This window comes from Candidatus Campbellbacteria bacterium (assembly GCA_024653945.1).
Taxonomy (GTDB): domain Bacteria; phylum Patescibacteriota; class Minisyncoccia; order Phycocordibacterales; family EsbW-18; genus EsbW-18.
In genome coordinates, this window is record JANLIT010000002.1 from 25,738 (window position 1) to 52,193 (window position 26,456).

The following is a 26,456-nucleotide window of genomic DNA, read 5'->3' on the forward strand; positions in this document are numbered from 1 at the left end:
GCGAATACTGTTTGTCTCAAAGGACACTATGGCCGGAAACCTTGCTTTCCTCTTAAAAAAAGAGGGGCATAGCGTACGACTTTTCGTTGAAGAACCAGACGGCAAAAGAAACTTCAACGGCCTCGTCTCCCATACAGATGATTGGAAAAAAGATCTCACATGGGTTGGAAAAGATGATGGGTTAATCATATTTGACGACATAGGATTCGGAAAAATACAAGACAAACTAAGAAAGGACGGGTATACCGTTTTTGGTGGGTCATACGAAGGTGAGAAACTCGAAATAAATCGATACATCGGACAAGAGATTTTTAGACACCACGGAATAAAAACGATGCCCCTTCTTGATTTCCACCACATTGATGATGCGGTGGCTTTTTTAAAAGAAAATCGAGGTATGTGGGTTCTCAAACAAAATGGTCCTGAGCGTGAATTTAATTACGTCGGGCAATTTGAAGACGCAAGCGATACGATTAGTGTCTTGGAGAATTACAAAAAAGCAAACGGTAGTTATTCTCAAGGAACCATTTCGCTTCACCAAAGAGTCGTCGGTATTGAGATGGGGGCTGCTCGATATTTCAATGGTAAGAACTGGGTGGGACCAACTGAAATTAGTCTGGAACACAAGCGTCTCTTCCCTGGGGACGTCGGACCAACCACGTCAGAAATGGGAACCCTTGCATGGTACGACGACAATGAAAACAACAAATTATTTAAAGAGACCCTTGCGAAACTAAAACCCTTTCTACAAAAAGCAGACTTCCGGGGTGACTTCAGTATCAATTGTATTGTGAATGAAGAGGGTGCGTTCCCCACAGAGGCAACCGCACGTTTTGGTTGCCCGATAGTACACCTCCAGACAGAATTCCAGGAATCGCCGTGGGGAGAGTTCTTATACGCAGTGGCGAGCGGTAAACCATACAACCTCAAATGGAAAAAAGGGTACGGCCTCGTTGCGATAGTGGCTGTCCCACCTTTCCCGTACCATTTCAAAAATCATCCAATCACAAGCCGTGGTATGGATGTTTTTTTTAATGATATGACAGAGGAAGATTTTACACACATACACTTTGAGGAAATTTCAAAAAGAGACGACAAGGAGGGCGGTGGGTACTACATCTCTGATGACAGGGGGTACGCCCTGTATGTGACCGCTATGGGTGAAACCGTGCTTGAAACCCAACGATTACTTCATAAACGAATCAAAAAAATACACATTCCTAAAATGTTTTATAGAAATGACATTGGAAGTAGTTTTATGAAATCTGACGCAAAAAAGCTGAAGGAGTGGGGATACCTCAACGGTGTTTCAAACAAACCTCAAATACGTAAATCTCACGTGCTCGTGCACACAAAAAGAAAGCAGCACCCCTCACGGAATGCTGCCTGAGAATGTCTCCTTGACGTGCCCTTTAGAACATCGAGGAGACGGACTTGATGATCCACTCACCAGCCTCGAGGCCAGTGAAGACTGCGAGCGTCCACCACGTATTGGCGATGACGAACGAGACGAGGAAGATTCTCCAGTCCCGAGCCGTCATGCCGTTGTACTGGTGTGCCCCACGGCGCATGTACACGGTGCAGATGAACGGGTCAAACTTCACCGAGAGGATCAGCATGACCATCCAGTCGCCGCGGCGCATCGCCCACTGCATCACCTTGTGAAAGAACTTCTCCTTCTCATCGGCATCGCGAACCTCTTTGAGCGTCTCGATGCCCAACCAGTCGGTACGCGACCAGTCGTAGAAACGAATGGTTGCGTAGCAAACCGCGAGAGACAGAACCCACATGATGGCCGCGCCGACGAGCGTACCAAAGTACAACATGACGGCCGGGTAGAGCAGGTAGTCAAACCCCTGCACCATCAGGAAGTTGGCAGTAAGGCCAACTCCCAGAATGCCCAGACGCTCTTTCCATGTCTTGGGCTGCTGAGTATTGGACATTACCAACCTCCCTTTCGGATCACAACATGAGGTTCATCCCCATGTTTTCTGTTGTCTATTATAGCATAAAGAAGTGTGTTGTCAAGACACTCCACAGGTCCTGCCCGAGCAGCTAAAAAGCCCTTATTTAAAAGGATTTTCTATCCCCTATAGACTAAATTATCTGGGTCAATTGAAATCGTGTCTGTTGTGCGTTTGACCACCACAACTGCTGGAAACGATGCAAAAATTGTCTTCGCGGCATCTTGGATATCTTTTTTAGTTACCTTAGCGTAACGAGATTCTATATCAAGAAATTCTTCTGGGTGCTCGGCGTGAAGTGCAAACCACGAAAGAGATTCTGTCCGTTCCTGTGCCCTTTCATTTTTTACATAATAATTAAAGATACTTCTTTCTCTCGCTGGTTCAAGTTCCCCATCAGTACACTCCTCTGTGCACATACGTAATACCTCACGGCACACAATATCAAAGAGTTCGGGTAATAATTCTGGTGTAGTCCCTGAACTAATTCCAAACTTTCCACACTCAGAGTCAGATGACACAGAAGCTGACGTATCATATGAAAGACCTTTTTCATGTCGAACTGCTTTAAAAAGACGTGATGTCTTACCACCACCAAGAATAGTTGCAAGCATATCAACCGCAGGTTTTGTTTCATCAAAAAACGTTGGTGCGCGGTAGGAGATAAGTACTCGGTTTTGATCGGCCTGAGAATCGTCAATAAAAGAAAGACTTGGTGAGCGTATATCGCTAAATTGAAATAAGGTGGGAGAGATACTTGTATTTTTTTCTTCGTCCCAAAAAAATATTTCTTCAACAAGTTTTACAATACTTTCAAAATCCATATCGGCGACAACACTCAAAACCGCATTGTGCGGAAGATATCTTTTGGTCCAGAAATCAATCGCATCTTTATGTTGTACATTCATCACCTCTTCGGGAGTCCCAAGAACTCTTCGTGCAAAAGGTGTTCCAGAAAAAAGAAGTGACTGTGCTTTGTCATATGACAAGGAAGAAGATTGTGATTCGTGTCTTTTTGCTTCTTGAAATACAACCTTCTGTTCGCGTATAAAATCTTCTTCTCGTAGGAGTGGTTGAAACGTTGCTTCAAAAACATATTTTAAAGCAGAATCCAGAGTATGGCTTGGCACAAGAGCCCAGTACCAAACATCTTCATACCAGGTCTTTCCACCTCCTCGACCACCACATTCAGAGACAAGATTTTCTAATTCGTTTTTTGTAGGATAGTTTTTTGTTCCATCCAACACGAGGTGCTCAAGAAAATGAGCAACTCCGGGCTTTTCTCCGTACACGGCGCCCGCCTTCAAACGTATCGAAACGGCACTGATAGTGCTCCCCGCCCTTCGTTCGTGGATGAGTTTCATGCCATTTTTAAGCCGTTTTGTGGTGATATTTTGCATATACGTGGATTATACCCCAAAAAAATATAAAAAAGAAAATGGTGGTGTTTGGTGGTGTTTACCAATTACCACCATTGATCAAAAAATGTTTTCTCACCATCTAGGAATGAGTTTCTCAGGATGGTAAGTGGTCCAAAACAGAGGACACCCACCTGCGCAGACGTTAAATTTTTCATACTCAACACGCCTCTGTGCCCGTCTGACAAATAAATAAGGAAGGCTACAGTTGGGACAGAAAACCCAATCTTTGGGTATCTTTGTAGCCTTCCTTTTAATTCGCCTTACGGAAATCCTTGATGATTTTGTCTGCACCGTCTCGGTCGATGATGTCCCACGCACGTTTATAGTTCTCGTTTGTAGTGTTCCGTGCCACCTTCAACTGCCCACCGGACAGAATAAGCGACAGAATTGCATATGTCATCACGTGGTTGCGTACCTTTTGGCTTTCATTAGGAAACGGCAACGGCGCGTGTTCCGAACCAGACATCAATCGATGGGTGAGTTCATGGCACAGGGCAACAATGAACTCTTCTTCCGTGTATCGACTTTTGAGAACCAACGGACGCGAATGGTCTCGTATAGTCCCTGAAAGAACATAGCACTCAATGTGTGGCTCGAATGTGAGTCCTGTGATTTGCTCCATGTGAGCCATGAGTGCCGAACCAATCTGAGCCCAAATGCGCTCATAGTTGTCCCTGCGGGATTCCAGTTCCTCCTTTGACGGCGGCGTCCAAGTCGGATAGGCCTCAATTGCCTCCGCTTCGTGGAGACGATTGAGTTCCTCACTTGTGTGAAAGGTAATCATGGTGTTCTCCAATTAAAGATGCCCCCCGCGTACTTATCAGGGGGGCAAGTGGTTCGGTAGAGACTTCAGTCGCTGGCAGGGAAGCTGTCCTCGCTGTAGTCGTCCTCCTCCGCGTCCATCAACGGACCGAACATGGCCGTATCCTCGGTCGTGTCCCGCTCGTCGGGGTCGGGCATGTGATTGGGCACCTGTTCTCACCTCCTTTAGTGGGCTGGTTGCCAGTACTATCTACCTACAAAGATACAGAAGACACGAATAAAAGTCAAGTGCGAAGGGGCACCCCGTTCCAAGCACAAGGGCTTGCCGGGATTAAGTCAAGCAACTTAAGGACTCCACCAGAACAGCTAAAAAGCCCCCTACGTAGGGGCTTTTCTAGCCCCTATAGACCAATTTGTCTGGGTCAATTGAAATAGTATCCGTTGGGCGTTTAACCCCTGAGTTCGCCTTCTTCGCCTGGGCGGTAGCTTGTGGTCATCCGGTCTGCCAATTTGTCCTGCTTCACCAGCTCAATCACTTTTGCCACAAGTTTTTTGGGGTTCGTGTCAAAAATAACTCGTTCGTGTGAACGATTGCTTCGCTCCAGAATAATTTTCATGGTTTCGTCTGTCGTCCATTCCCCTTCCAAGATACCAATCGGCTTATTGTCTTCAAAGGCAATCGTAAATTCATGAATGGTTCCAATGCGTCCGCACCCAAAGAGTACGGCGTCTGATGAGCGTGTAAGAATAAGATCGCGTCCTGAATAGCCGAAACCTGTGTACACAATCATGTCCATGTAGTCCAACGGCAGGCGAAATGCTTCAACGTGCTCACGTTCAGACGCTGCCGGAGAAAAACCAATTGATTTGCCACCTGCTTCTTTTGCTCCAATGGCCGCCCACAGAGGAAAACCTGTCGTGGCACCCGTTACAAGAACCGCGCCATTTGCTGCGATTTCGTGTCCAAGCTCTTTAGCAACTTCATATGCACGTGAACCACACGAAGCGGTCTCAGCAGCACCTGATACACAAATTTTTATATCGTGTTCTGTTCTTTTTCGCAAAGACATACGTCAATAGTATACAACAGGATAGTAGTAAGTAGTAAGCTTATTTCGAAATGGTGACGTTATCGCCAAGATTTGGATAGACCGCGTCAACACCAATGTAATCGCGAAGTCGTTGCGCAAGAAACTGGGATGTTTTTGGTTCACCCATTGTGACAAATACTTTCCGCAGGGTTAAGCTCATTGCATTTACAAATGCCATAAGACCATTCACATCTCGGTGACCAGAATATCCTGATACAAAACGAACCGTTGCGTTCACTGGGATAGTTTCTTTTCCAATCGTTACTTTTTTTGCACCATCAATCAATTGTCGTCCCAAACTTCCTGGAGATTGGTACCCAACAATGAGTAGTGTGCTGTTTGCATCTGAAAGATAGTGTTTTTCATGTCCAATAATTCGTCCTCCATGTGACATTCCTGAGCCGGCAATAATAATTTTTGCCCCGGGAGTTTCGTAAATTGCTTTTGATTCTTGTGTTGACGCTATCACTGTCAATCCTTTGAAAGCAAAAATATCATCTCCTCCCGCAATCGCTTCTTGCGTCTTTTCATTAAAACTTTCAGGATGGCGTTTATATATTTCAGTTACTTTTGTGGCAAGAGGGGAATCGAGAAAGACGGCAACTTTTGGAATTTTGTCCTGCTCAATAAGCATATTTATTTCGTACAAAATAGTTTGTGTACGTTCAATGGAGAATGTTGGGATAAGAAGTGTGCCATTATTTTTGATTGTGTTTTCAATAACATCTTCCAATTGTGCAAGGCGGTCGGGAACATTCTCGTGTACACGATCACCATATACACTCTCCATCACCAGAATATTTGCATCCTCAATCACATCAGTATCTTTCATCATAAGTGACGGCATGTTGCCTAAGTCACCAGTAAAGATAATCTTCCCGACGGACGGGTGTGTGCACTGCACAATTGCCGAACCGAGGATGTGTCCTGCATTCTTAAATTCAAACGTCATATCAGCAACTTGAAACGGTGTGTAGTATGGGTACGTTTGCCACTGTGAGAATATAGGGGGCACGTCATCGGCTGTGTAGAGAGGTGTTGTGCCACACGAAATCGCCTCTTCGGTAAGAAGCTGGGCTGCATTTGGAAGCATTACCTCGGCAAGTTCTTTTGTTTCTGGCGTTGAGTAAATGTGCCCACGAAATCCATCTTTCACCAGTTTTGGAATACGTCCGATATGGTCAATGTGTGCATGTGTTACTACGAGCGCATCAAGTGTTGAAAGGTCGTAGCCGAACGTGTTTGCGTTGCTGACATCACACATGCGGAGTCCTTGACGCATACCACAATCAATAAGAGCTTTCCCTTTCGGCGTGGTGAGGAGAAAATTTGCACCAGTTACTGAGCCAACTCCTCCATAAAAACCCAACTGCACACTTCCTTTTTCTTTTGCTTTTTCTTTTGCTGTTTTTTTTGTTGTGTCTTGCATCATGATGATTGGTTAGAAAGTGGATTTGGTGAAAGCATAGAACGCACCATGAGCCATGAGGTAATTGAGCCAATACAATCCATAATCAAATCTCCTGCGGTATCAGTTACAATATTTGTCTGTGCAACATACATCCCATTAAGATATTCAAAAAATTCCCAACTGATGCCAATAACTATCCCTGTTCCGAGTGCAACATACAACATCTGTTGGATCTGTGTATATGATGCTGGAGTAAAACGCACAAACGCCCATAGTCCAACTCCAGAAACAACAAAACCACCAAGAAAATGCATCATGATGTCGTACCACCAGAACGTCCAGTAATAAAAATTGACTTGTGCTATCTCATTAAGAAAATAGACAAGGAGTGCAGTGAATAAAAGTATGAAAAGAAAGATGTGTTGGTGTCGTGAGGGCACAAAAGTATCAAATTAATGCGTGTAAGTATCGTTTCTATGTATGTAGTATAGCAAAAAAGTAGGATGTAGAAAGTAGTGAGTGACAAACAGAAGCAAGACTCCTGAAGCTTCAGGAGTCTTGCTTCTGTTACAAACGAAAACTTCGACCTATGGGGGGCCGAAGTACTCGTGTGGGGGCTATCTCAGATGAGTTACCTAGCATGTGCTAGGTGGGTGTCCTAAGTACATACACCGGAGCGTATGGTTTGAAACAAAATCAGACTCCCTGTAACAATTAATTTGATCTAGATAATATCCAAAATAACCCCTACACCAATCCTACTCCCTATCAAAGAACACTGACAAGGGGGATAATGCTTTGCACGACACTACACAAAAAAGTGAAGTATGTGTGTCAAAAAATCCGCCATGCAGACGGATTTTTTGTTTTGTCTGTTTCAAATAATTGACAGAAATTTTCTTTTTATTTGAGATGTGTATTTTTCTATCGTGTTTATGTCTTTTGAATTTAAAATAGAACTTTTGTCTTACAAAAGTTCGTGTACGGAGCAAGCTTCTATTTTTGAAAGACTTTGAAGGCACGGCGGTGCCGGAGAGAGAAAACCGCCTGCTGGCGGTTTTCGTGCTTTCAAAAATAGAAGCAAGCGTAGGGCTAATTGTCAATTCCAAATCGTTTATATGAGTAAATTGGGCTTGTTCCAAACCAGTAGTCTATCTCGTGCTTCGCTTCTTCGGGTGTTTCTGACGCATGCACCAGGTTCATAATTGCTCGTTTCTCGGCATTTGCCAGTACCGGAGAGTCAACGGAAAAATCACCACGAATGGTGCCCATTTCTGCAAGGTACGGGAGAGTTGGACCGACAATTTTGCGCACCATGTCAACAGCATGCACACCTTCAACCACCATTCGTACCGATGGTCCCATAATAAGGTATTCAATGAGCCACCCCCTCACCTTCTGGCCTATTTCCATGGTGTCTTTAGTTCCCATCTCCTCAATTGCGTCAATACCATACTTCTCATATGTGCCCATGGTCTTTTCTCCAAGGCGGTTAATCCATTTTGTATCCTTAGGATAGTGGTCGTTCACACGGTCTTCTGTCGCCTGAAACATCTCAAGAGCAACGATCTTCAAATCCCGTTGTTCAAAACGCTGAATAATCTCTCCCACAAGCCCCTTTCGGACTCCGTCGGGCTTTACCATCACAAATGTTTTCTCTTCTCTGGGGTTTCGCATACGTTGTAATTAGTTTTAACCGTTGCAGTGTAGCAAAAAGTGGCTCTTTTAGCCACCCGAGTTTGGATATCAAATAGTAAAATAGTAGTAAGTAGAAAGTAGTATGCAGGGGGCTTAGAAAATATCAAATGACAAATTTCAAATGGCAAATATCAAATTTTATACATTGCGTTGATTCCAGCTTCAAGTTCTTCGCGAGGACGGCCAAATTTTGCATAGGAAAGTTCCTTCAAGGTATCTACTTTCGTCATATCAGGTTTTTCTGGATACATGGTTGCGATTGAAAACGGTCGCTCTGTTTTATTTCGAACAAGCATCTTAAGGAATCCGTTGAAGTTGTCTACGTTCATCAAATCGTTTGCGGTAAACACGGGAGCGAACTGTTTTTCCAAAAATTCAGCATCATCAGAACCAACACGGAAGGAGCACATGGAACCGACGTTGCCAAAGACCGCGTCTTTAATTTTTTCATCCAACTGTTTAATGTACTGATGAAAAATACTGAGTCCCAATTTGTATTTTCGTGCTTCCGAGAGAATGGTGGCGATTGAATTTGTGGTGATATTTTGAAATTCATCAATGTAGAGATAAAAATTTGGAACATCTCCTTTGCCAACTGCATCAACGCGAGACAGTGCGGCCATGAGAATTTTTCCCACAATAATAAGTCCGACGAGGTTTGCGTTGATATCACCAAGTCGCCCCTTTGAGAGGTTTACTAAAAGAATTTTACGCTTGTCCATAATATCTCTGAAGTTAAATGCCGAATGTTTCTGCATCACAATAGGACGCATGATGTCATTGGCAAGAAAGATGTCAAATTTGCTCGTGATGTACGGAACCATGTTTGCAAGAGATGCTTCCCCACCCGCTTTTTCGGCAACTTCACGCCAAAATTGAACAACCACAGGATTTTTACATCTTGAGAGTTTCAAATCACGAAATGCTTTCTCTGACATGACACGCGACACATCAAACAGTGTGTTGCCTGTATCAGGATCTTCAATCACGAGCATTGTCGCATTGCGGAAGTACTGCTCAAACATTGGTCCCATACTCTCAGGCACTCCTCCGTACAATTTCTGGAAGATAGAAAAGAGTTCATTCACCACAAACGTCTTCTGTTCAGGGAACGCGGGGTCATATTCCAACATATTGAGTCCCATTGGACGTGCCGTGTACGCTGGGTCAAAATAAATAACGTCATCAAAACGCTCTTGAGGAACCGATGCGAGTACTTCCATAAGGTCGGTCCCGTGAGGGTCAATCATGCACACACCTTCTCCATTCTTAATGTCCTGTATAATCATGTTTTTCAAAAGCGTCGTCTTTCCTGTTCCTGTCTGACCAATACAATAGAAGTGGCGCAACCGATCTCCCTCCGTCATGTAAATTGGCGTCTTGGTGTTACCGTACACGTTTTCGCCAAGCAACAAACCTTCAGTTGGCAAATCAACTGGTGCAGGAGAACCTCCTGCTTTTGCACGTTTGAGTTCACGCGATGAGTCACTTCCCACAGCAGGAACGTGGGCGAATGTTGCGAGCTCACGAAGATTCATGGGCAATATCTCATCTGTGGAGAAAAGTCGGAATGCAAATTCTTTTACCAATCCAGTGAGTTTTGTTTTAGTGAAGCGTGTAAACTTCAATGCGTTTCCACGCGGATCTTCAAGCTGGCTGAATGTTGCCTCAAGTTCAGACAAAATTGCATCTGAGCGCACTTGTGATGTTGATGACGCAAGGAGACGAATGTTTGTTTCAACGATGGTTTGGCTAAATTTTTGTTTGAGCTGTTCAATGGTGATGTCGTCCACTGGTCGCTCGCGCTCTTTTTCTTTTTTCTTGTCTTCTTTCTCTTTTGACGCAAAAAAGAATGAGTGCACCTCTTTACCAACTGACACGACAACCGATTTCTCTGCAAGCGCTTCCTTCATCGGCGTACCTTTCGCCATTTTTTCTATCACTTTTCGAATTTTGTCCGCATAATCGGTTTCTGCCGGTCGAATCAACACCTGCAATGCAGCGCCTTCACCAACGCGCAACAACTTTCCAAACGCCGACAAAAGAATCGTCAGTGGGTCGTAATCAAAATGTTCATGTGTTTTGAGAGGAAGCATATACGGCCGTGCGTATGCAGCAATAGAGCCGGCGGTTTTACCTTCTGGAAAGAAAATATTGTAATCATTTTTGCGGTCGGCGACACGCGCTTGTGGAAAAATAGAGAGCAACTGTTTCTCAAAAATATCTTTCTTTTCCGTTGGTACCGACATATAGAGCGTGACGTGTTCAAGGTGCGCTTCAACAGCAAGTTCAATAGAGAAGTACTTTTTCTTTGAACCTTTTTCTGACGCAACTGAGAGTGCGCCGGCGTAGAGTTGTTCCATTGATGACAGGAGCTCTTTAAGCGGGCGTTGGTGCTCCTTTGCATCCTTGGCATCAAACGGGAGCGTTACCTCTAGGAGCGTCATGTGGAGCGCCTTCCAGAGTGGTTCGCCTTCTTTGATACCTTTTGTTATATATCCTTCTTTTAAGTATTCGGATAAAAAACGATGAAAGTCGTCTTCAACGTGCGGATTATCCATTTTTTCAACAATAGACAGCGCATTACGTATTCCCTTTTCCTGCATTACCGAGAGAAGTTCAGCAATAATGGTATCGTGCTCCTCTGGGGCAAGGTCCAAAACAACGGCATCAATTTCTGGCTTCAGCATCTCGTGACCTTTCGCAAGCACTGTTTCTGGCGCATGCCCAGCATATGTGTGTATGACTTCTTTTTCTGGCGTTGGATGAGAGAGCTCGTGTGTTCCTGCATCTACATTTTTTTCAAGTTGTTTGAGTCGTTCACGCAAAAAATTCACCTCTTCATTGGGTGTGGTGAACTTTTTTTCAGGTGTCAAAGAGAACGTCTCCATATGCACTTTAGTATAGCGCATCTATACCAACCTATCCTACATTCTCACGTTGGATAACGACAGCAAGTGCACGCCTAATGAAAGCCTCTGTAGTTTCTTCCCCCCTAAAGATTCCTCCAATAGGACGCAGGCCTGAGTCTCGTGAAAGCATCATGAGGTAATGCTGGAGTTTTTTGGCTGGAGTGTCATCGGGAAATTGCATTTTCTCAAGAACCTTACGAGCATCCATTGTTTTCCACTGTGTCCACTCTGACCATTCTTCTTTGAGCGTTCCAAATATCGCACGCATATCACGATTCATCTCATGTTCGATATGTTCAGGACTCAATAAGTGTTCTAGAGAAAGGTTATCTGATACTAAAGGTCCAAGCCCTTCCCGTTCTTCGAACGGAAGATTTTCTATAGTGCCCGTAGTGTCCTCGGGTAAGGTTGCCGTTTCAGTATATTCTGTAGATGTATCATTCACCCCTTGCTCCACGCTTCCTGCGAGGTCGCTAGCGACGACATCTTCTGGTATCTCTGTAGCAACGTCTTCGGGAACATTATTTGGAACAATTCCTTCCTCAAACCCTGAGGAGGGTATTTTTTCTATCCCATGTGTGCTATCCGGATGGAGCACGTCACTGTAATTAATACTTGAAGTATTTGAAAATTCAAAATGTGCCACTTCCCCATTTCCTGCAGGAACATACTGTAAAATGTCCCCTTCATGAACAAGGTTGAGTTCTGCAATTGGTATCTCGCGACCATCAGGAAGATGCGCCACCGAATGAGACCACGCGTCAGCAAATCCTTTTTTATCAAGATGAAATCTTTCTCCAAGTTCTTTTGCTGAGTTCCAAATATTTCCTCCACGTTCAATATCAATTAGTTCTGGGTGTGGAGCAGATTCAAATACACCTGATTCAACAGCGTCGGCATGGTGAGCTGACTTAATAATTTCTGCAATGTTTGCAGTACTTGCAGCATCTTTTGAATAGACAATTTCGTCTTGTGGACCAATACCATGGAACGTCCCACGGGACGGAATCATTGCAATATCATTTTCTGAAAGTTCTGTATTTCCCGATACTGATTTAAACATTTCTGGTGCCCGCTTTGGCCAACCAAACATATCTGGCGCAAAATGTCGCAGTACGTAACCAGCCATACTAAAGCCCGCACCCATAATGGCACCGTGAACCATTTGATCTCGGAGAAATTTCTTTTGTGAGTCTTTAATTTTTTCCTCATGCAGACCGGTGAGTGCGTCAAGTCGTTGTTCTAGTTCAGCTTTGTGATTTGCATCACCAACACCCTCATGTGAAGCAACAAATGTAGAGGCGTGGCTCATTGCTTGAACAATATCTAGTTGATTTTTGAGACGGTCATTAAACGTACCAAAATCCATTTTGCTGGTATATATTTTATTCTCGGTGTAGTAAATGCGCTCCTCAAGCTGTGAAAATAGTGTCTCCTTTTTGGCTTCATCGGTTTCATTTTCTATACGTTGTATGAGATGATTAATTTTCTTTTTTGATTCGTCTACATGAATAATATTTTCCGCAGTTGTACTTGTATCATCAACACCTCGGCGTGCACCTGCTTGTTGCTCTTTTAGTGTTTTTTGCGCGCGTCGTCGAGCCATAAAACCACCCATACCAGCGGCGGCAAGAGGAAGACCGAGTGTTCCGAGTAACGCACCCGTCATCGCACGAGTAGCAAAACCAGCACCAAAATAAATACCACGTTCAGTTACAATATCCTTGAGAGAACGTACCCACACTTTTTCATCGGTGATTTTTTGTATTTGCGCCTCTGCTTCAGGATGTGTTGAAAATAGCTGGTCCATACGTACGCGAGCATATATGGTGTTCATCTGCTCGGCTAATGTCACCCTATCAGAACCGTTTTTTGCTTCGAGAAGTAGGAGCGCATTGGCGCGTGCTTGGATGAATTGTTTTTCAGCTTCCTCATATTTTTTTCGTTCTGAACGAGACGCGGTCTCACGTGCCCATTCTGTTGGAATATTTGTAAACACATGGGCTGCTGTATTGAACGAGCGCAGTGTTTCTTCTTCTGCTTCATTTTCCGCTTGTATTCCGTTTGTGTAGAGAACTTCAAGAGTGCCTTCTTTGTCAAAAACAGCGTCAAGACCAACTTCACGTGTACCAGTTACTAATTTTTCAATAACATCCCTGTATTCACCTATACCCGCTTTTTGTAGATCCTGCGCTGTTGCTTTTTCAAGTTTTGCAGATTGGTATCCTTTTGTAATACCACGCCAAAATCGTCCAAAAAATCCTGCCTTTTTATTTTCTTCTGCTCCATGCGCTGCAGCATCCTCCTTAATCTTACCGAGTATAATTTGTTGCAGGTTTTCTTGTACGAGTGCTTTTTGCCCGATGGTAAGTTCACTGTACCCAGGAACTGTTTCAAGATCTTCTGCCCTCATTCCTGTAAATATTTTTTCAAATTTCTCGTTTATCTGTGTCAATCTAGCCACAGATGGAAATTTTTCTGGCTTTTCTTCAATTGGTAGATTTGCAGGAGCTTCTGCGATAACCTTCACAGCATCGTGCGCACCCTCAATTTGTTCTTTCGTTATACCAACCTCTACCCCCGTCGTAAGAATACTCAAAAGATGTCTTTTTCTTGCTCTCTTTTCCTTCAATTCTTCCGAGGAAAGTTTTTTTGTACGAAAATCTGTTTCAATTCCTTCTAATTCGTCGGTTAATTTCAAAAACTCATCTTTTGTCTTACGAGAAAGCGTCTCATCATTTTCTATTCCTATACGCCGACTGTCCAAATACTCCCGTTTCTCTTTTGGCAAAACTATCGTTTCTCCTACCGTTGGTTCTATTTTTGTCTCATCAAAATGCTGGAGAAAACTTTTATGTATCCTTTCAAACTTATCTCCTTCCTCTTCTGGTATCACGGCAGTATTAACTGTTTCGGGTACACTAACCGCGGTGGGAACTTCTTCGGATACGGCTTCTTCTTGAGTAGAAACTGGTGTCACTGTTTCTGGACTAACGGGAACGCTCTCTTTTTCCAGAGAGACGGTGAGTATCCCCGCATTGATACTAATTTTCTTAATTGGAGCATTAAATTTTTTCTCAAGATATTTTACGATACCCGGAATAAGATCGGGTAGATATTTAGTAAGCTTTCTTGTAACCAGTGCTCGTTTAACCATCCCTGCCCGAACTTTAAAATCACCCGCTTTTAGACGCTGACCATCACTTTCTAGTGATCCATCAACACCAAATTCACCCGCAAGATCGTGAGTAAGCTCTGCAGAAATTGAGATTTTGTTTCCATCTCCACCAACCTTTAGTCCACGCACCTCTGCAAGCCCCTGCAGAAGAGTTCGAATCTCATTCTCCAGTTCTGGGGTAGTCAAAGATTCTTCTTTTAAAGTTTTTTCTTTTGCAGGTTCTTGAGGCAACTGTGGTCCTTCAAATGTCATAGGTTTATTCTAACATCGTTACAACTTCTGGTACGCCATCTGTGATAATGAGCGTATGTTCCCACTGCGCGGTTCGGGAACCATCAACTGTTTTGTATGTCCACTCGTCCTCAGCAATATCTACTTCACCGCTTCCTTCCGAGACCGTTGGTTCAATGGTAATCACCATCCCCGGCATTAATTTTTTCCCTTTGCTCTTTTGTGCGATATGAAAAATATGTGGTTCCTCGTGCACTGTGTGCCCCGTACCGTGTCCACCAAGTTCAGCAACAACCTCAAATCCTTCCTTGAGGATATATGGCTCTATTACATTTCCAATAGCACTAACATACGCTCCTGCACGCGCGACATCAATACCCTTGAAAAGCGCCTTTTTAGTCACTTCAATGAGTCGTTTGGCGGTAGCATCTACAGAACCGACGGGGACTGTGATGCACATATCTGCTATTCGCCCTTTGTGAATGAGGCCTGTATCCAAACTTACAATATCTCCTTCTTTCAAAATTCTATCTTTGCTCGGAATACCGTGCACCGCTTGGTTGTTTATTGAAACGCAGAGTGTTGCTGGATACGGAGATGGGGCACCCGCTGGTTTGTAATTTAAAAATGCTGGAATGTCACCACCCGCACGAATAAGGTCTTCGGCCATATCATTGAGTTCTTGTGTAGAAACACCTGGTGCAACCGCTTTGCCAATGGTATCCAAAATACGAGCAAGACGTTTCCCCGCAATGCGGATGAAATCTAAATCTTCAGGTGTTTTAATGAGAGACATATTTTCAATAGTGATGAACGTTGTACCGATATATCGGTACAACGTTATTTTTAGTTATTGGACAGTACGCTAACAATTTTTTCTTGCACCTCTTCAATCGTCCCCATACCGTCAATTTCAAGAAGCGTTCCTTGTTGTTTAAAGAAGTCCAGTGACCCTTGTGTGTTGTTTTGATACTCTTGGAGACGTTTTGTTATAATCGCTTCGTTGTCATCAGATCGTGTCTCAACTTGTGCTCGTCCTTTAATTCGCAAACGAAGTTCTTCATCGGGAATGTTGAGATACACAACCACATACGGTCGCTTCAAATAGCGCATCACCTCATCAAATAATTTTGCCTCCTCAAGTACACGAACCGCACCATCAAAAATAATTCCCTTATCATGACCGAGTGTAACCATTGCTGAAGTCCAGAGATATGACACAATCCAATGTGGAACTAAAATTCCTTGGTCCATATCTTTTAAAATCTCTGCACCAATATCTGGATGTGACTGTGCAAGCGCCTTCAGATGTCCCGACGATGAAAAAACAGAAAATCCTAATTTTTCTGAAAGCAGTTTTGCCTGCGTTCCCTTTCCAGAACCCGGCTTTCCAAGAATGACGATGGTGTTATATTGCATGCCTTCAGTATACCCGAGCACTAACCCAAATAGAAACGGTTAGTGCTGGGCGAGCCTAAGCGAGGTTTAACCTCGCTAACCTCGGAAGTGCTTGTGACTTATAGTTACGACCGTAGCCATAAGTCACATTGAAATTGTGTCCGTAAGGTCGAACCTTACGTTTCTGAGGTAAATAAAAGAGCCGCCCGAGAGCGAGCGGCTCGTTGGGCGGCGGGTGGATACCTACAGGATCGATTCCTCCTGAAAGGTGGGGATGTCCATACTCATGTTGTGCAACTCCTCGGCACCCCATGTTTGTGATTCTGTGTCGGTGTGGTGCGGACCACGGTCCTTGTGCCGAATAGCCCGTACAACGACCCACTGCTCGTCCTTAAAGTGCCACCGCGGATCCTTCTGTTTCGTGAACCACATTCCGACTTCTCCGCCAGGAATCTTGAAGGAAACGACGACAAACTGTCTTCCTTCAGATTCCTCTTCTGTGGAGGTCATCGCCAGCACAACTGGCAACACGATGCGCCATTCGAAGACGCGATCCTGGTTGATGATCGCAGTAAGCACCATCAGGCCAAGCCGTTCCGGCACCGAGAACTGTGTTTCTTTTCCACGAATCTGCACCATGGCGCTTCTCCTTTCCGGAGTAGACCGACAGGATTGTCGGCAGGCCTTTCCGGCCGTTTGGTACTGCTACCCGAACACTCGTCGGGGTTAATCTGGCAACACACTATGCTTATCTGCAAAGAAAGTCAAACCAAACGTCCCGCTTTCTCGGTCCTGTTGTGTTGGACACTGAGTGTCCAACACTCGGATACTGGAAACAAAAGAGCCGCCCGAGAGCAAACGGCTCTTTGGACAGCCCAGACCCTACTTGGAAAGGATGGCAACTCCGATTATCAACTTCCGAGTAGCACCCCTATCTCGCAGAGTCCTCGATTTCTTGATCTTCTTCAAACTAAGGATTGCGTGGTGTTGCTTGCCCTCCTCATCTTGGACACTCAAATGCAGAGTTCCCATACCGCCCTCGAAAAGCCAGTTGGCAAGAGCAGAAGAAACAACCTCCTGCCCACCCAAAAGCGTTCCCGCGATACCAATGTTGCTCTGTGCGGTTACTTTTGGATATAGCATTTCCTTCTCCTTTTTCCAAGGTCTATAGTTAAACAAATTCTGATAGGACAATACGCTTCTAGATAAGCAAAGTCAAACCAAACGTCCTTGTATTTAAAGTCCCGCCCAGACATTGTCTGGGCGGGGCGTCGTACGAAGCGAGTCTCTATTTTTGAAAGACTTTGTAGGCACGGCGGTGCCGGAAAGAGAAAACCGCCACCGGGCGGTTTTCGTGCTTTCAAAAATATGAGACGAGTGAAGAGCTAGTATTCACGTAATGACACTTGCGCGTCAATCTTTTTCACCAAATCAATAATAACCGAGACGGCGATGAGGAGCCCTGTACCACCAACTGCAAGAGAGGTAATGCCAGTCAAACCTTGCATAATGAGAGGCAAAATAGCGATAACACCCAGAAATGAAGCGCCGAGAAGGGTTAACCGAGTGAGAATGTTTGCAATGTGTTCGGATGTTGATTGACCTGGGCGAACACCGGGAATAAACGCACCGCCCCGCTGAAGATTCTTTGAAATGGCATCTGGATCAAAGGTAACCGCGGTGTAAAAATACGTAAACAAAAACACAAGAAGGAAGTACGCGACACCGTACGACCACCCATTATTCAAAAACCACTGCACGCCAGCAACCATCTTCTGCACGATTGGATTAGCAACTCCCGCAAGAAAGTTTGCAATCATACCTGGAAACAAGAGGATGGAAAGCGCAAAAATGATTGGCATCACACCCGCTTGGTTCACGCGAAGTGGTAGGTATGTTGACACACCTCCGTATACTTTGTTGCCACGAATTTGTTTTGCGTAGGTAACAGGAATTGGTCGTTCTGCCTCTGTTACAATCACAACACCAATAACAATGATGAGTCCAACAACCAGAAAGGCGAGGTACATTGGCAACTGTTCGGGTGTGAATGAAAATACGGTTGTTTGTAATGCGCTTGGAATACGTGACACAATACCTGCAAAGATGATGAGTGACATTCCGTTACCAATGCCAAATTCAGAAATAAGTTCACCAACCCACATGAGGAGTACCGAGCCCGCAACAATCACGATAATGTTGGTGATGAGTGACAAAGATGAGAGATCACCTATAACCCCGTTTCGTTGGAGTAGTGTAATAAATCCAAATGCAGAGAGGGCGGCAAGTGGAACAGTGAGCAACCTAGAGTATTGTGCAATACGACGTCGTCCCGCCTCCCCTTCTTCATGAAACATCGCCTTGAGTTGTGGTGAAAGAATGGTGAGCAACTGCATGATGATTGAACCAGTGATGTATGGACCAACTCCGAGCATCACAATTGAAAGACCTGAAAGTCCTCCTCCTGAAAAAAGGTTGAGAAGACCGAAAAATTGATTGTTTGCAAAAAACTGAGAAAGCGCATTAATATCAACACCTGGAATTGGAATTGCGGCAAACACGCGCGTCAGTGCGAGTCCTGCAATAACAAAAAGAATGCGAGTTCGCAATTGGCGATCCCCCATAATAATGGAAAATTTTTGTACAAAGTTTTTCATCATACGTAACAATGTGCGTTATGCAACCGAACCTCCTGCCTTTTCAATACTTTCGCGCGCGGTGGCTGAGACAGTAACACCGGAAACAACAAGCTTCTTGGTGAGTGCTCCCGTACCAAGAATCTTAACAATTGGATTATTACCCTCACGTGCACGAAGCACTTTCTTTGCAACAAGTGTCTGTGGAGTGACAGTGTCACCCGCATTGAATACTGCTTCAAGAACTGAAAGATTTACTGGAAAAGGCTTGCGACGATTGTCGTTTATGCTGTCTGCGCGGTGTTTACCGTATCCACGACGCTTTGGAAGCTTCTGAATCATGTCACGAAACTCTGGGCGAATGCGGTGTCCTGCGCGTGCCTTCTGTCCTTTGGTTCCACGTCCTGACGTTTTACCACGCTTGCCACCACGACCAACGCGTTTGCCGGTCTTGTGTACTGTTTTTCTTTTGAGATTGTGGAGTTGCATAGTTGTGTAAATCCGAAATTCGAATATCGAAATCCGAAAGAATATTTAATTTGTTTCGTGCTTCGTGCTTCGTGCTTCGTGCTTTGGTTTTTGTACGTTGTGCGTCTTAATTTTCTTCGTGAGTTGTGAGAGTGCTTTAATTGTTGCGGTTGCGTTGTTGAGTTTGTTCTTACTACGAGAAAGAATCTTTGCACCAACACCACGAACTCCTGCGAGTTCAAGCACATCACGTACTGCACCTCCAGCAATAATACCGCGTCCTGGTGCTGGATAAAGCTTTACAATACCACTACTGTACTTCACTTGTACTTCGTGTGGAATTGAGCCGTCTTCAGTTTGTGAAATAACAATTTTATTTTTGAGTGCGCTTCGGTATGCCTTCTCTACTGCAAGTGCTGTGTCGCCCGCCTTACCTGTGCCTACACCAACGGCACCACGGTGGTTTCCCGCAACAACACACACGCTGAAGCTAAAACGACGTCCTCCAGCAACCACACGAGTCACACGGCGAATATCAATGATGCGCTGATCAAATTCAGGTTTAATACGGGGTGCGCGTCCGCGAGGAGTGCGACGAGAATTTTTCTGCATACGTCGGTCTTCACGTGATGCATTTACTGGCGCACTTCCTTTTGGAGCCACTACAACAACGTCTGCCTCAATGTCGGCAGCAAGTGTGTCCTCCACAACAGCGACCTCTGTTGTTTCAATCTCGTTTTCTTTTGTACGAATATCGTCGGGCATAAATAATGGAAGTTGGAGGTTTGAGGTTAGAGGTTGGATGAGTTAGTGATTAGTTTTAGTTTGGTTATTTGCCTGCCTGCCGGCAGGCAGGAAATTTGATATTTGATATTGTTTCGTGTTTTGTACTTTTTTTAGAACTTTAATCCTCCTTTACGTGCACCATCTGCAACTTCTTTAATGACACCCGTGTATGCAAATCCTCCTCGATCAAATACTACAGCTGTAATCTTTTTTGTAAGTGATGTCTTTGCAACAATTTCTCCGAGTTCAAATGCTTTTTCTTTTGCAGTTCCCTTCTTCATTCCCTTTGTCGTACCGGCAACAAGCGTCATTCCTTTTGTATCATCAATAACTTGAAGCGTTGTGAATCGATTTGATTTAAACACAGCCAAACGTGGGCGTACTGATGTACCAGAAATCTTCGCGCGGATACGTCCTTGTCGTCGAACTCGTTTTTCTTTTTTTGTTGGGGCTTTCATATAAAGTTGAAGTTGGAAGTTTGAGGTTGGGAGTTGGTTTTTGTTTTCTTTGTTATTTGCTATTTGTCATTTGCTATTTCCCCTTACTCTACGCTGCTCGTTTTCCTTCCTTACGACGAACCACTTCGTCAGAGTATCGGATTCCCTTTCCTTTGTATGGTTCTGGCACTTTTTGGGAACGAATTGTTGCAGCAAATTGTCCGAGAAGTTCTTTGTCTATAGAAGAAAGGGAGAGTGTGTTTTTCTCAATAGTGAGCGTAAGACCTTCAGGAATTGGGAGAACAACAGGATGTGAAAAACCAAGTTGCATGACCAAATCTTTTCCTTTCACTTCTGCGCGGTACCCAACTCCTTCAACAATAAGTTTTTTCTCGTAGAGTTTGTTGACACCCGCAACCATGTTCTTGATGTGTGATGCGTATGTTCCCCACAATGCTGACCACATTTCTGGATGCTCCTTTGGAGCAAGTGTCACCACGCCATCTGCAACAGAAATGGAAATGTCGCTCTTGAACGTTCGGTGTAATTCACCAAGTGGTCCTTTTACGACAACGCTACCGTCAACAACAGTAATTTCTGTTTTTGGGGGAATTGTAATGTGTTGTTTGCCGATGCGGGACATACTATTTTTAAATTCGAAATACGAATATCGAAATTCGAAACAAATTCGAAGTTATAGATTTTAAAGTTTTAAGCATTTGAATATTCATATTTTGTGCTTGTTTCGAGCTTCGTGCTTCGATATTCGTGCTTATCTTCTACCAGATCATAAAAAGCACTTCTCCTCCAACCTTCGCCTTTCGAGCTTGCTGACCAGTCATAACGCCTTCTGGTGTTGAAAGAATGAGGTGTCCATAGCCGTTCTTCACTGGGTACACTTCTGTTGAGCCAATGTAGACACGACGAGAGGGTTTTGAAAGACGTTTTACTCCGTGAATGAGTGCGTCACCGTTTTCATCAAATGCGAGCGTTGCTTCAATTTTGTTTGTTTTCTTTCCTTTGTGGTCAACGTTTGCAAGGTATCCTTCTTTTTTGAGAACAACTGCAACAGCGTCTTTAAGACGTGAGTGCGGAACAGAGACGGTCTCAACACCAACACGTGCTGCGTTTTGAAGAGCTGTTATGAAGTTTGCGAGTGGGTCGGTGGTCATGGTAGTAAGTAGTATGTAGAAAGTAGTAGGTAGAAAGTAGTAAGCAAAAAATTACCAAGATGCCTTCTTAATACCTGGAATCATTCCTTTATTTGCAAGTTCGCGGAAACAAATACGACAGAGACCGAATTCGCGCATGTATCCTCGTGGGCGACCACATTTAAAACAACGGTTTTTTGTTCGAACTGGAGATGCGTTCTTGCGCAATGCCTGAAGACCCTCGTAATCGTGGGCCTCTTTCAATGCAGTTCGCTTTGGAGCGGATTTTGCCTGCATCACTGCTCTTTTTTTGTCTCGTGCAATAATTGCTTTTCGGGCCATATACTTTTTTCCAAAAAAAATTCTGCCTCTCGATGTGTCCATGGACCAATTCGGACGAATTGGCCGGCTGACAGATAACGAGGCGGTGGTCTCCTCCGGCGCCTATTGGCTCTGAGAGGACAAGCTCCCTATTTAGAAGCCCCACCATACTACCAGAAGTCTCCAAAAAGGGCAAGAAAAAGAGAAGCCCCGCTAGCACAAAGTGCGCCGGCGGGGCGGAAAGAACAACTACTTTGACCAGGATTGTCTGCCCTTTGCCGAAGCAATTCGGCACCACAACAGGGATTGGGCTATGAGCCGATTTCGATGCCGTCGCTCTTCCTCATCACGAAGGTCTCTTGGTGTCTTGTGCTTACCACCACCGAGGAGAGCCCCAACGGCAAGGCTGTTTATCAACCACTGTTCCTTGTATTTCCCGAACAATTCATCCGACACAAATTCAAGGTAGTGGAGAATCTGAGACGCTTGATCTCGTTCAGAAATCTTCCTGCTCTTTTCCTTTTCGGATGGTAGCCGAGTTCCACCGGTAAACGTGAGCATATCGGCAGAACCCCAAAGCGCAAGTGCTCGAACCAGTGGCCCTGATTCCTGATAGTGGAAGTGCCACGGGCGCCCGTTCGTCCTAGGACCCACTAGAAGCATGGATATCGCTTCTCTCCAGGTGTGAAATTCCTTGCAGAGAAACTGCTGGATTCGAGACGGGTACGGAGGACGTAGCAGACATTCGTGCACAACCCCAAAGAACGAAATGAGGTCATTACGAAGAATGGCCGACCCTTCTTCCTTTTCGTCTCGAGAAAGCAGGTAGGTCTTGCCCAAAACCTCATCTGAAGCGATGACTCTGCGTGCTGTGTCCGCGACCCTGCCCTCTTCACCAACTTCGCGAAACACATTGAGCAGAAAGCGGGCCTTGTCTTTGAACAACTGACGCCCTTCCTCATCCCCTTCGATGGGCGGGTCATTCCAAAGACTGCCACAGGCGTAGAGCAGGCCTATGGCCTCCGCTTCCGTACTGACCCTCTGCCAGCACTCCTCGAACTGCTCCCACGTACTAATGACCAACAACTCTTTTTTCACGGTGGATCTCCTTTCTATAGTGTCGCTCGATGTTTGAGCGACGGGTCGATCCGCCGTTTATTCTCCACACACAGACACACAAGTCAAGCTACGAAGAAAACCGCCTGCTGGCGGTTTTCGTGCTTCTACAAAATATGAGACGAGCGGAGAGTTATTTTTTAGCTGGTGTCTTCTTTGCTTTCACTTCTCCCGCTTTCTTAAAGGGAATGCCGATGTATTCAAGGTATTTCTCTGCTGTTTCTTTATTCTTTGCAGTCGTTACGATACTTACCGCGAGACCAAACACATCTCGAATTTCTTCGTCAGCTGTTTCAGGGAAAATAGTGTGCTCCTTAATACCAATTGTGATGTTTCCCATCGGATCAATAGAATCGCGCTCAATACCACGAAAGTCGCGGGTACGAGGAAGTGCAATGTTGATGAGGCGGTCAAGAAAATCGTACATGCGGTCACCACGAAGTGTAATTTGGTATCCAATCACTTGTCCTTCGCGAAGTTTAAATGATGCAATTGATTTCTTAGCAACACGTCCAGCTGGTTTCTGTCCGGTAATCTTCATCAAACGGTCTTGAATCACTTCAATCTTGTTTTTGTCCTTTGCTGAACCCGTACCAACAGACACAATGACCTTGGAAACACGGGGAACGGCCATCGGGTTTTTTACACCCAGTGTTTCTTTGAGGGCCTCAAATGCTTTATTCTGTTTTTCTTTTACGGTAAGCATATCTTTTTAAATCCGAAATCCGAATATCGAAATCCGAAACAATATCTAATTTCTAAGGTTTTAAACATTTGAACATTCATACTTTGTGTTTGTTTCGAGTTTCGTACTTCGATATTCGTACTTATATCTTCTTTACATTTGAAACGTGCAACGGCATCGACTTCTCAATAATCTGTCCTTTTTGGCTTCCCTTGCGTGCTTTCTGGTGTCGTTTTGATTTGTTAATTCCTTCAACAACAACCATGTCTTTCTTTGGCAACGCACGAAGAATCGTGCCCGTGGCACCCTTATCTTTTCCCGTCAATACTTTTATTTTGTCTCCTTTTTTAACGTGCATATTTTTTAAATCCGAAATCCGAATGTCGAAATCCGAAACAAATTCGAAATCATGAGTGTTGGGGTTTTTAACATTTGAACATTCATATTTTGTGCTTGTTTCGAGCTTCGTGCTTCGATATTCGTGCTTATTCTTATACCACTTCCGGTGCCATTGAAACAATCTTTTGAAAACCGTGGTCGGCGAGTTCACGTGGAACGGGGCCAAAGATTCGGTTTGCCTTTGGCTCTGGCTTTATCTTATCAACAAGCACAACTGCATTTTCATCAAAACGAACGTACGAACCATCTTTACGACGAAATGCCTTTGTCTGACGAACAACCACCGCATGTACGACGTCTTTCTTTTTTGTTGCCTTACGAGGTTGTGCAACTTGAATTGAAATAACCACCTTATCTCCAATCTCTGCGTAACGGCGCTTTGAACCACCGAGCACTTTGAATACACGTCCGAGAGTTCCTCCGGAGTTATCAGCTATCACAACAATTGAACGTGGTTGAATCATAAATAATAGGGGTTGGGGGTTAGTAGTTGGTGGTTAGTGATTAGTTTTTGTTTGGTGGTTGGATTTGGTTTGTTTTTCCTAACGGTCAAACCAATGACCAACTTCTCATTCCTAACTTCTAACATCCATTACTTTGAAATGTTTATCTTTTGAAATTGGCCGTGTTGCAACAATCGTTACCTTGTCTCCAATGTGCTTTGTGTTGCCAGCATCGTGTGCCTTAAACTTCTTGTGCTTGGTTACATACTTTCCATACTTTGGATCTTTGATGTAACGCTCAACAAGCACCACAATAGTGTCTTTCATTTTATCTGACACAACTATGCCGACGAGTGTTTTTTGTTTTATTTCTTGTGTGTCCATATAAAGTGGAGGTTGGAAGTTTGAGGTTGGTGATTGGTTTTAGTTTAGTATAGTTTTTGCTACTTGCTATTTGTCATTTGTCATTTGTCATTTGTTATTTATTGCCTCTACTCGTAAGTTCTGTAAGCGCGCGGGCAACATCTTTCTTACTCTCTCGCATCTTCTTCACATCACGGCCTTTACTTCCTGACATTGCGAACCTATCTTGCCGTAGTGCTTCTCGCTTCTCAGCGATAAGAACCATGAGTTCAGTATCGTTTTTCTTTTGTATGTCAGTTGTTTTGGTCATGTTCGGGTATACTACAGTGCGCATCTACTCTCCGCAAGCTAACGGCTTCGTGTCATAATCTTTGTTTTCAGTGGCATTTTTGCACCACCTTTGCGCAACACTTCTCGCGCAATCTCTTCAGACACACCGTCTACTTCAAACAAAACGCGTCCTTGGAAAATTTCAACAACAAATCCTTTTGGATCTCCTTTTCCCTTACCCATACCTACTTCTGCACCTTTTGCTGTGTAGGGTCGGTCTGGAAACACGCGTGTCCAAAGGTTTCCGTTCTTACCAAGGGCTCGGCGTATAACACGACGAGATGCTTCAATCTGATTTGAGGTAACTCGTGATGAAGACATTGCCTTCAAACCAAAAGAACCAAATGCAAGTGTTGCTCCACGTGTTGCAGTAATAACCTTCTTGGGGTTTTGGCGTTTGGTTTGCCACTTTCGGTATTTAACTTTTTTAGGAAATAACATATATTTTTTTAAATTCGAAATCCGAATGTCGAAATCCGAAACAAATTCGAAATCATGAGTGTTGGGGTTTTAAACATTTGAACATTCATACTTTGTGCTTGTTTCGAGTTTCGTACTTCGATATTCGTGCTTATTTCTTGTCAAAGATATCCCCACGGTAAATCCACACACGGATACCAATCTGACCTTGTGGAATGTGTGCCTCATCATGTGCATAATCAATATCTGCACGGAATGTCTGCAACGGAATACGCCCACGCTTAATCTGTTCACGGCGTGCCATGTCAGATCCGCCGAGACGTCCTGAAAGATGAATACGGACTCCTTGTACGTCACGGTTTGCCATAACTTTCTCAACCGTCTGTTTCAACACACGACGAAATGGTGTTCGTTTCTCAATTCCTTCAACTGCCATCGCAGCCACAATTGCCGCGTGCGATTCGGGAGATTTTATTTCTTCAACTTCAAGTTTGAGTGTGTCCGCACTTGCAAGTTTGTTCTTAAGAACAAACGTGTCCAATTCTTTCTTGAGTTTTGCGATACCCTCACCAGAACGTCCAATGATAAGACCGGGACGAGATGTTTTGATGACGATACGCAACTGTGAGTTACGTCGTTCGATATCCACACCACTCACATACATCATACGCGTAAGCTGTGTAATTTTTCGACGAAGTAACACGTCGGTTCGGAGAAACTTTTGATATTCACCCGCACGAGCAAACCATCGTGATTGCCAATCACGCAAGATACCTAGACGGTGTGCAAATGGATGTACTCGATGTGTCATATAATAATTAATTTCAAAGTTACA

Annotated in this window: 28 protein-coding genes and 1 pseudogene; 1 reads left to right on the forward strand and 28 read right to left on the reverse strand. The window is 44.3% G+C overall.

Annotated features, from left to right (window positions below; genetic code table 11):
• Positions 1–28 precede the first annotated feature (28 nt).
• Positions 29–1,390, forward strand: a complete 1,362-nt coding sequence (locus NUW02_00565) for a hypothetical protein (protein MCR4274532.1) — start codon at positions 29–31, stop codon at positions 1,388–1,390.
• Positions 1,391–1,412: 22 nt separating this feature from the next.
• Here NUW02_00565 and NUW02_00570 read toward each other — a convergent pair whose 3' ends face one another.
• The 28 genes and pseudogenes from NUW02_00570 to rpsC all read right to left on the reverse strand — a co-directional run bounded on the left by NUW02_00570 (position 1,413) and on the right by rpsC (position 26,432).
• Entirely contained in the window at positions 1,413–1,943 is a 531-nt protein-coding gene (locus NUW02_00570; protein ID MCR4274533.1) for a hypothetical protein, read from the reverse strand.
• A gap of 140 nt (positions 1,944–2,083) precedes the next feature.
• Positions 2,084–3,364 carry an insulinase family protein gene (locus NUW02_00575; protein MCR4274534.1) on the reverse strand — a complete coding sequence of 427 codons (1,281 nt, stop codon included), beginning with the start codon at positions 3,362–3,364 and terminating at the stop codon, positions 2,084–2,086.
• 271 nt (positions 3,365–3,635) lie between these two features.
• The gene (locus tag NUW02_00580; protein MCR4274535.1) at positions 3,636–4,169 is read right to left on the reverse strand and encodes a hypothetical protein; all 534 of its coding nucleotides are present in this window, start codon (positions 4,167–4,169) and stop codon (positions 3,636–3,638) included.
• A 427-nt stretch (positions 4,170–4,596) separates the two neighbouring features.
• Positions 4,597–5,217 (reverse strand): hypothetical protein, encoded by a 621-nt coding sequence (locus tag NUW02_00585; GenBank protein MCR4274536.1) that lies wholly within the window; start codon positions 5,215–5,217, stop codon positions 4,597–4,599.
• Positions 5,218–5,257: 40 nt separating this feature from the next.
• Complete coding sequence (locus NUW02_00590; protein ID MCR4274537.1) at positions 5,258–6,670, reverse strand: MBL fold metallo-hydrolase; 1,413 nt, start codon at positions 6,668–6,670, stop codon at positions 5,258–5,260.
• Positions 6,667–7,089, reverse strand: coding sequence for a hypothetical protein (locus NUW02_00595; GenBank protein MCR4274538.1), 423 nt, complete (start codon positions 7,087–7,089; stop codon positions 6,667–6,669). Before NUW02_00595 ends, NUW02_00590 begins: the two co-directional genes overlap by 4 nt.
• Positions 7,090–7,741: 652 nt before the next feature.
• Positions 7,742–8,326 carry a nucleoside-diphosphate kinase gene (locus NUW02_00600; protein ID MCR4274539.1) on the reverse strand — a complete coding sequence of 195 codons (585 nt, stop codon included), beginning with the start codon at positions 8,324–8,326 and terminating at the stop codon, positions 7,742–7,744.
• Positions 8,327–8,478: 152 nt separating this feature from the next.
• Positions 8,479–11,238 carry a type IV secretory system conjugative DNA transfer family protein gene (locus NUW02_00605; GenBank protein MCR4274540.1) on the reverse strand — a complete coding sequence of 920 codons (2,760 nt, stop codon included), beginning with the start codon at positions 11,236–11,238 and terminating at the stop codon, positions 8,479–8,481.
• A gap of 31 nt (positions 11,239–11,269) precedes the next feature.
• The gene (locus NUW02_00610; protein ID MCR4274541.1) at positions 11,270–14,689 is read right to left on the reverse strand and encodes a hypothetical protein; all 3,420 of its coding nucleotides are present in this window, start codon (positions 14,687–14,689) and stop codon (positions 11,270–11,272) included.
• Between the two features lie 4 nt (positions 14,690–14,693).
• The gene (gene map, locus NUW02_00615) at positions 14,694–15,464 is read right to left on the reverse strand and encodes a type I methionyl aminopeptidase (protein MCR4274542.1); all 771 of its coding nucleotides are present in this window, start codon (positions 15,462–15,464) and stop codon (positions 14,694–14,696) included.
• A 50-nt stretch (positions 15,465–15,514) separates the two neighbouring features.
• Positions 15,515–16,087, reverse strand: coding sequence for a nucleoside monophosphate kinase (locus NUW02_00620; GenBank protein MCR4274543.1), 573 nt, complete (start codon positions 16,085–16,087; stop codon positions 15,515–15,517).
• 222 nt (positions 16,088–16,309) lie between these two features.
• Positions 16,310–16,705 (reverse strand): hypothetical protein, encoded by a 396-nt coding sequence (locus NUW02_00625; protein ID MCR4274544.1) that lies wholly within the window; start codon positions 16,703–16,705, stop codon positions 16,310–16,312.
• A 243-nt stretch (positions 16,706–16,948) separates the two neighbouring features.
• Positions 16,949–17,245, reverse strand: coding sequence for a hypothetical protein (locus NUW02_00630; protein ID MCR4274545.1), 297 nt, complete (start codon positions 17,243–17,245; stop codon positions 16,949–16,951).
• A 206-nt stretch (positions 17,246–17,451) separates the two neighbouring features.
• Positions 17,452–18,726 (reverse strand): preprotein translocase subunit SecY, encoded by a 1,275-nt coding sequence (gene secY / locus NUW02_00635; GenBank protein ID MCR4274546.1) that lies wholly within the window; start codon positions 18,724–18,726, stop codon positions 17,452–17,454.
• 15 nt (positions 18,727–18,741) lie between these two features.
• The gene (gene rplO, locus NUW02_00640; GenBank protein MCR4274547.1) at positions 18,742–19,191 is read right to left on the reverse strand and encodes a 50S ribosomal protein L15; all 450 of its coding nucleotides are present in this window, start codon (positions 19,189–19,191) and stop codon (positions 18,742–18,744) included.
• 45 nt (positions 19,192–19,236) lie between these two features.
• Complete coding sequence (locus NUW02_00645; protein ID MCR4274548.1) at positions 19,237–19,935, reverse strand: 30S ribosomal protein S5; 699 nt, start codon at positions 19,933–19,935, stop codon at positions 19,237–19,239.
• Positions 19,936–20,066: 131 nt separating this feature from the next.
• Positions 20,067–20,414 (reverse strand): 50S ribosomal protein L18, encoded by a 348-nt coding sequence (gene rplR, locus NUW02_00650; GenBank protein ID MCR4274549.1) that lies wholly within the window; start codon positions 20,412–20,414, stop codon positions 20,067–20,069.
• An 88-nt stretch (positions 20,415–20,502) separates the two neighbouring features.
• Positions 20,503–21,036 (reverse strand): 50S ribosomal protein L6, encoded by a 534-nt coding sequence (gene rplF, locus NUW02_00655; GenBank protein ID MCR4274550.1) that lies wholly within the window; start codon positions 21,034–21,036, stop codon positions 20,503–20,505.
• 136 nt (positions 21,037–21,172) lie between these two features.
• Positions 21,173–21,565: a 30S ribosomal protein S8 gene (gene rpsH / locus NUW02_00660; protein MCR4274551.1), complete on the reverse strand. Its 393-nt coding sequence runs from the start codon at positions 21,563–21,565 to the stop codon at positions 21,173–21,175.
• A 51-nt stretch (positions 21,566–21,616) separates the two neighbouring features.
• The gene (gene rpsN / locus NUW02_00665) at positions 21,617–21,886 is read right to left on the reverse strand and encodes a 30S ribosomal protein S14 (protein ID MCR4274552.1); all 270 of its coding nucleotides are present in this window, start codon (positions 21,884–21,886) and stop codon (positions 21,617–21,619) included.
• Between the two features lie 228 nt (positions 21,887–22,114).
• A complete protein-coding gene (locus NUW02_00670; protein MCR4274553.1) occupies positions 22,115–22,963 on the reverse strand; it encodes a hypothetical protein in 849 nt (282 codons plus the stop codon).
• Positions 22,964–23,114: 151 nt separating this feature from the next.
• A complete protein-coding gene (gene rplE / locus NUW02_00675; protein MCR4274554.1) occupies positions 23,115–23,687 on the reverse strand; it encodes a 50S ribosomal protein L5 in 573 nt (190 codons plus the stop codon).
• 133 nt (positions 23,688–23,820) lie between these two features.
• Positions 23,821–24,024: pseudogene (gene rplX, locus NUW02_00680) on the reverse strand (50S ribosomal protein L24).
• 133 nt (positions 24,025–24,157) lie between these two features.
• Positions 24,158–24,529 (reverse strand): 50S ribosomal protein L14, encoded by a 372-nt coding sequence (rplN, locus tag NUW02_00685; protein ID MCR4274555.1) that lies wholly within the window; start codon positions 24,527–24,529, stop codon positions 24,158–24,160.
• 111 nt (positions 24,530–24,640) lie between these two features.
• On the reverse strand, positions 24,641–24,892 hold the full coding sequence (gene rpsQ / locus NUW02_00690) for a 30S ribosomal protein S17 (protein MCR4274556.1): 252 nt from the start codon (positions 24,890–24,892) through the stop codon (positions 24,641–24,643).
• A gap of 94 nt (positions 24,893–24,986) precedes the next feature.
• Complete coding sequence (locus NUW02_00695; GenBank protein MCR4274557.1) at positions 24,987–25,181, reverse strand: 50S ribosomal protein L29; 195 nt, start codon at positions 25,179–25,181, stop codon at positions 24,987–24,989.
• A 38-nt stretch (positions 25,182–25,219) separates the two neighbouring features.
• Positions 25,220–25,642, reverse strand: a complete 423-nt coding sequence (gene rplP, locus NUW02_00700) for a 50S ribosomal protein L16 (protein MCR4274558.1) — start codon at positions 25,640–25,642, stop codon at positions 25,220–25,222.
• A 130-nt stretch (positions 25,643–25,772) separates the two neighbouring features.
• Positions 25,773–26,432, reverse strand: a complete 660-nt coding sequence (gene rpsC / locus NUW02_00705) for a 30S ribosomal protein S3 (GenBank protein MCR4274559.1) — start codon at positions 26,430–26,432, stop codon at positions 25,773–25,775.
• Between the last annotated feature and the right edge of the window lie 24 nt (positions 26,433–26,456).

Bases quoted from the DNA above. Each gene is read 5' to 3' on its own strand.
- NUW02_00565 (MCR4274532.1), top strand. From the start codon at position 29: ATGGCCGGAAACCTTGCTTTCCTCTTAAAAAAAGAGGGGCATAGCGTA.
- NUW02_00570 (MCR4274533.1), bottom strand. From the start codon at position 1,943: ATGTCCAATACTCAGCAGCCCAAGACATGGAAAGAGCGTCTGGGCATT.
- NUW02_00575 (MCR4274534.1), bottom strand. From the start codon at position 3,364: ATGCAAAATATCACCACAAAACGGCTTAAAAATGGCATGAAACTCATC.
- NUW02_00580 (MCR4274535.1), bottom strand. From the start codon at position 4,169: ATGATTACCTTTCACACAAGTGAGGAACTCAATCGTCTCCACGAAGCG.
- NUW02_00585 (MCR4274536.1), bottom strand. From the start codon at position 5,217: ATGTCTTTGCGAAAAAGAACAGAACACGATATAAAAATTTGTGTATCA.
- NUW02_00590 (MCR4274537.1), bottom strand. From the start codon at position 6,670: ATGATGCAAGACACAACAAAAAAAACAGCAAAAGAAAAAGCAAAAGAA.
- NUW02_00600 (MCR4274539.1), bottom strand. From the start codon at position 8,326: ATGCGAAACCCCAGAGAAGAGAAAACATTTGTGATGGTAAAGCCCGAC.
- NUW02_00605 (MCR4274540.1), bottom strand. From the start codon at position 11,238: ATGGAGACGTTCTCTTTGACACCTGAAAAAAAGTTCACCACACCCAAT.
- NUW02_00610 (MCR4274541.1), bottom strand. From the start codon at position 14,689: ATGACATTTGAAGGACCACAGTTGCCTCAAGAACCTGCAAAAGAAAAA.
- map (MCR4274542.1), bottom strand. From the start codon at position 15,464: ATGTCTCTCATTAAAACACCTGAAGATTTAGATTTCATCCGCATTGCG.
- NUW02_00620 (MCR4274543.1), bottom strand. From the start codon at position 16,087: ATGCAATATAACACCATCGTCATTCTTGGAAAGCCGGGTTCTGGAAAG.
- NUW02_00625 (MCR4274544.1), bottom strand. From the start codon at position 16,705: ATGGTGCAGATTCGTGGAAAAGAAACACAGTTCTCGGTGCCGGAACGG.
- secY (MCR4274546.1), bottom strand. From the start codon at position 18,726: ATGATGAAAAACTTTGTACAAAAATTTTCCATTATTATGGGGGATCGC.
- rplO (MCR4274547.1), bottom strand. From the start codon at position 19,191: ATGCAACTCCACAATCTCAAAAGAAAAACAGTACACAAGACCGGCAAA.
- NUW02_00645 (MCR4274548.1), bottom strand. From the start codon at position 19,935: ATGCCCGACGATATTCGTACAAAAGAAAACGAGATTGAAACAACAGAG.
- rplR (MCR4274549.1), bottom strand. From the start codon at position 20,414: ATGAAAGCCCCAACAAAAAAAGAAAAACGAGTTCGACGACAAGGACGT.
- rplF (MCR4274550.1), bottom strand. From the start codon at position 21,036: ATGTCCCGCATCGGCAAACAACACATTACAATTCCCCCAAAAACAGAA.
- rpsH (MCR4274551.1), bottom strand. From the start codon at position 21,565: ATGACCACCGACCCACTCGCAAACTTCATAACAGCTCTTCAAAACGCA.
- rpsN (MCR4274552.1), bottom strand. From the start codon at position 21,886: ATGGCCCGAAAAGCAATTATTGCACGAGACAAAAAAAGAGCAGTGATG.
- rplE (MCR4274554.1), bottom strand. From the start codon at position 23,687: ATGCTTACCGTAAAAGAAAAACAGAATAAAGCATTTGAGGCCCTCAAA.
- rplN (MCR4274555.1), bottom strand. From the start codon at position 24,529: ATGATTCAACCACGTTCAATTGTTGTGATAGCTGATAACTCCGGAGGA.
- rpsQ (MCR4274556.1), bottom strand. From the start codon at position 24,892: ATGGACACACAAGAAATAAAACAAAAAACACTCGTCGGCATAGTTGTG.
- NUW02_00695 (MCR4274557.1), bottom strand. From the start codon at position 25,181: ATGACCAAAACAACTGACATACAAAAGAAAAACGATACTGAACTCATG.
- rplP (MCR4274558.1), bottom strand. From the start codon at position 25,642: ATGTTATTTCCTAAAAAAGTTAAATACCGAAAGTGGCAAACCAAACGC.
- rpsC (MCR4274559.1), bottom strand. From the start codon at position 26,432: ATGACACATCGAGTACATCCATTTGCACACCGTCTAGGTATCTTGCGT.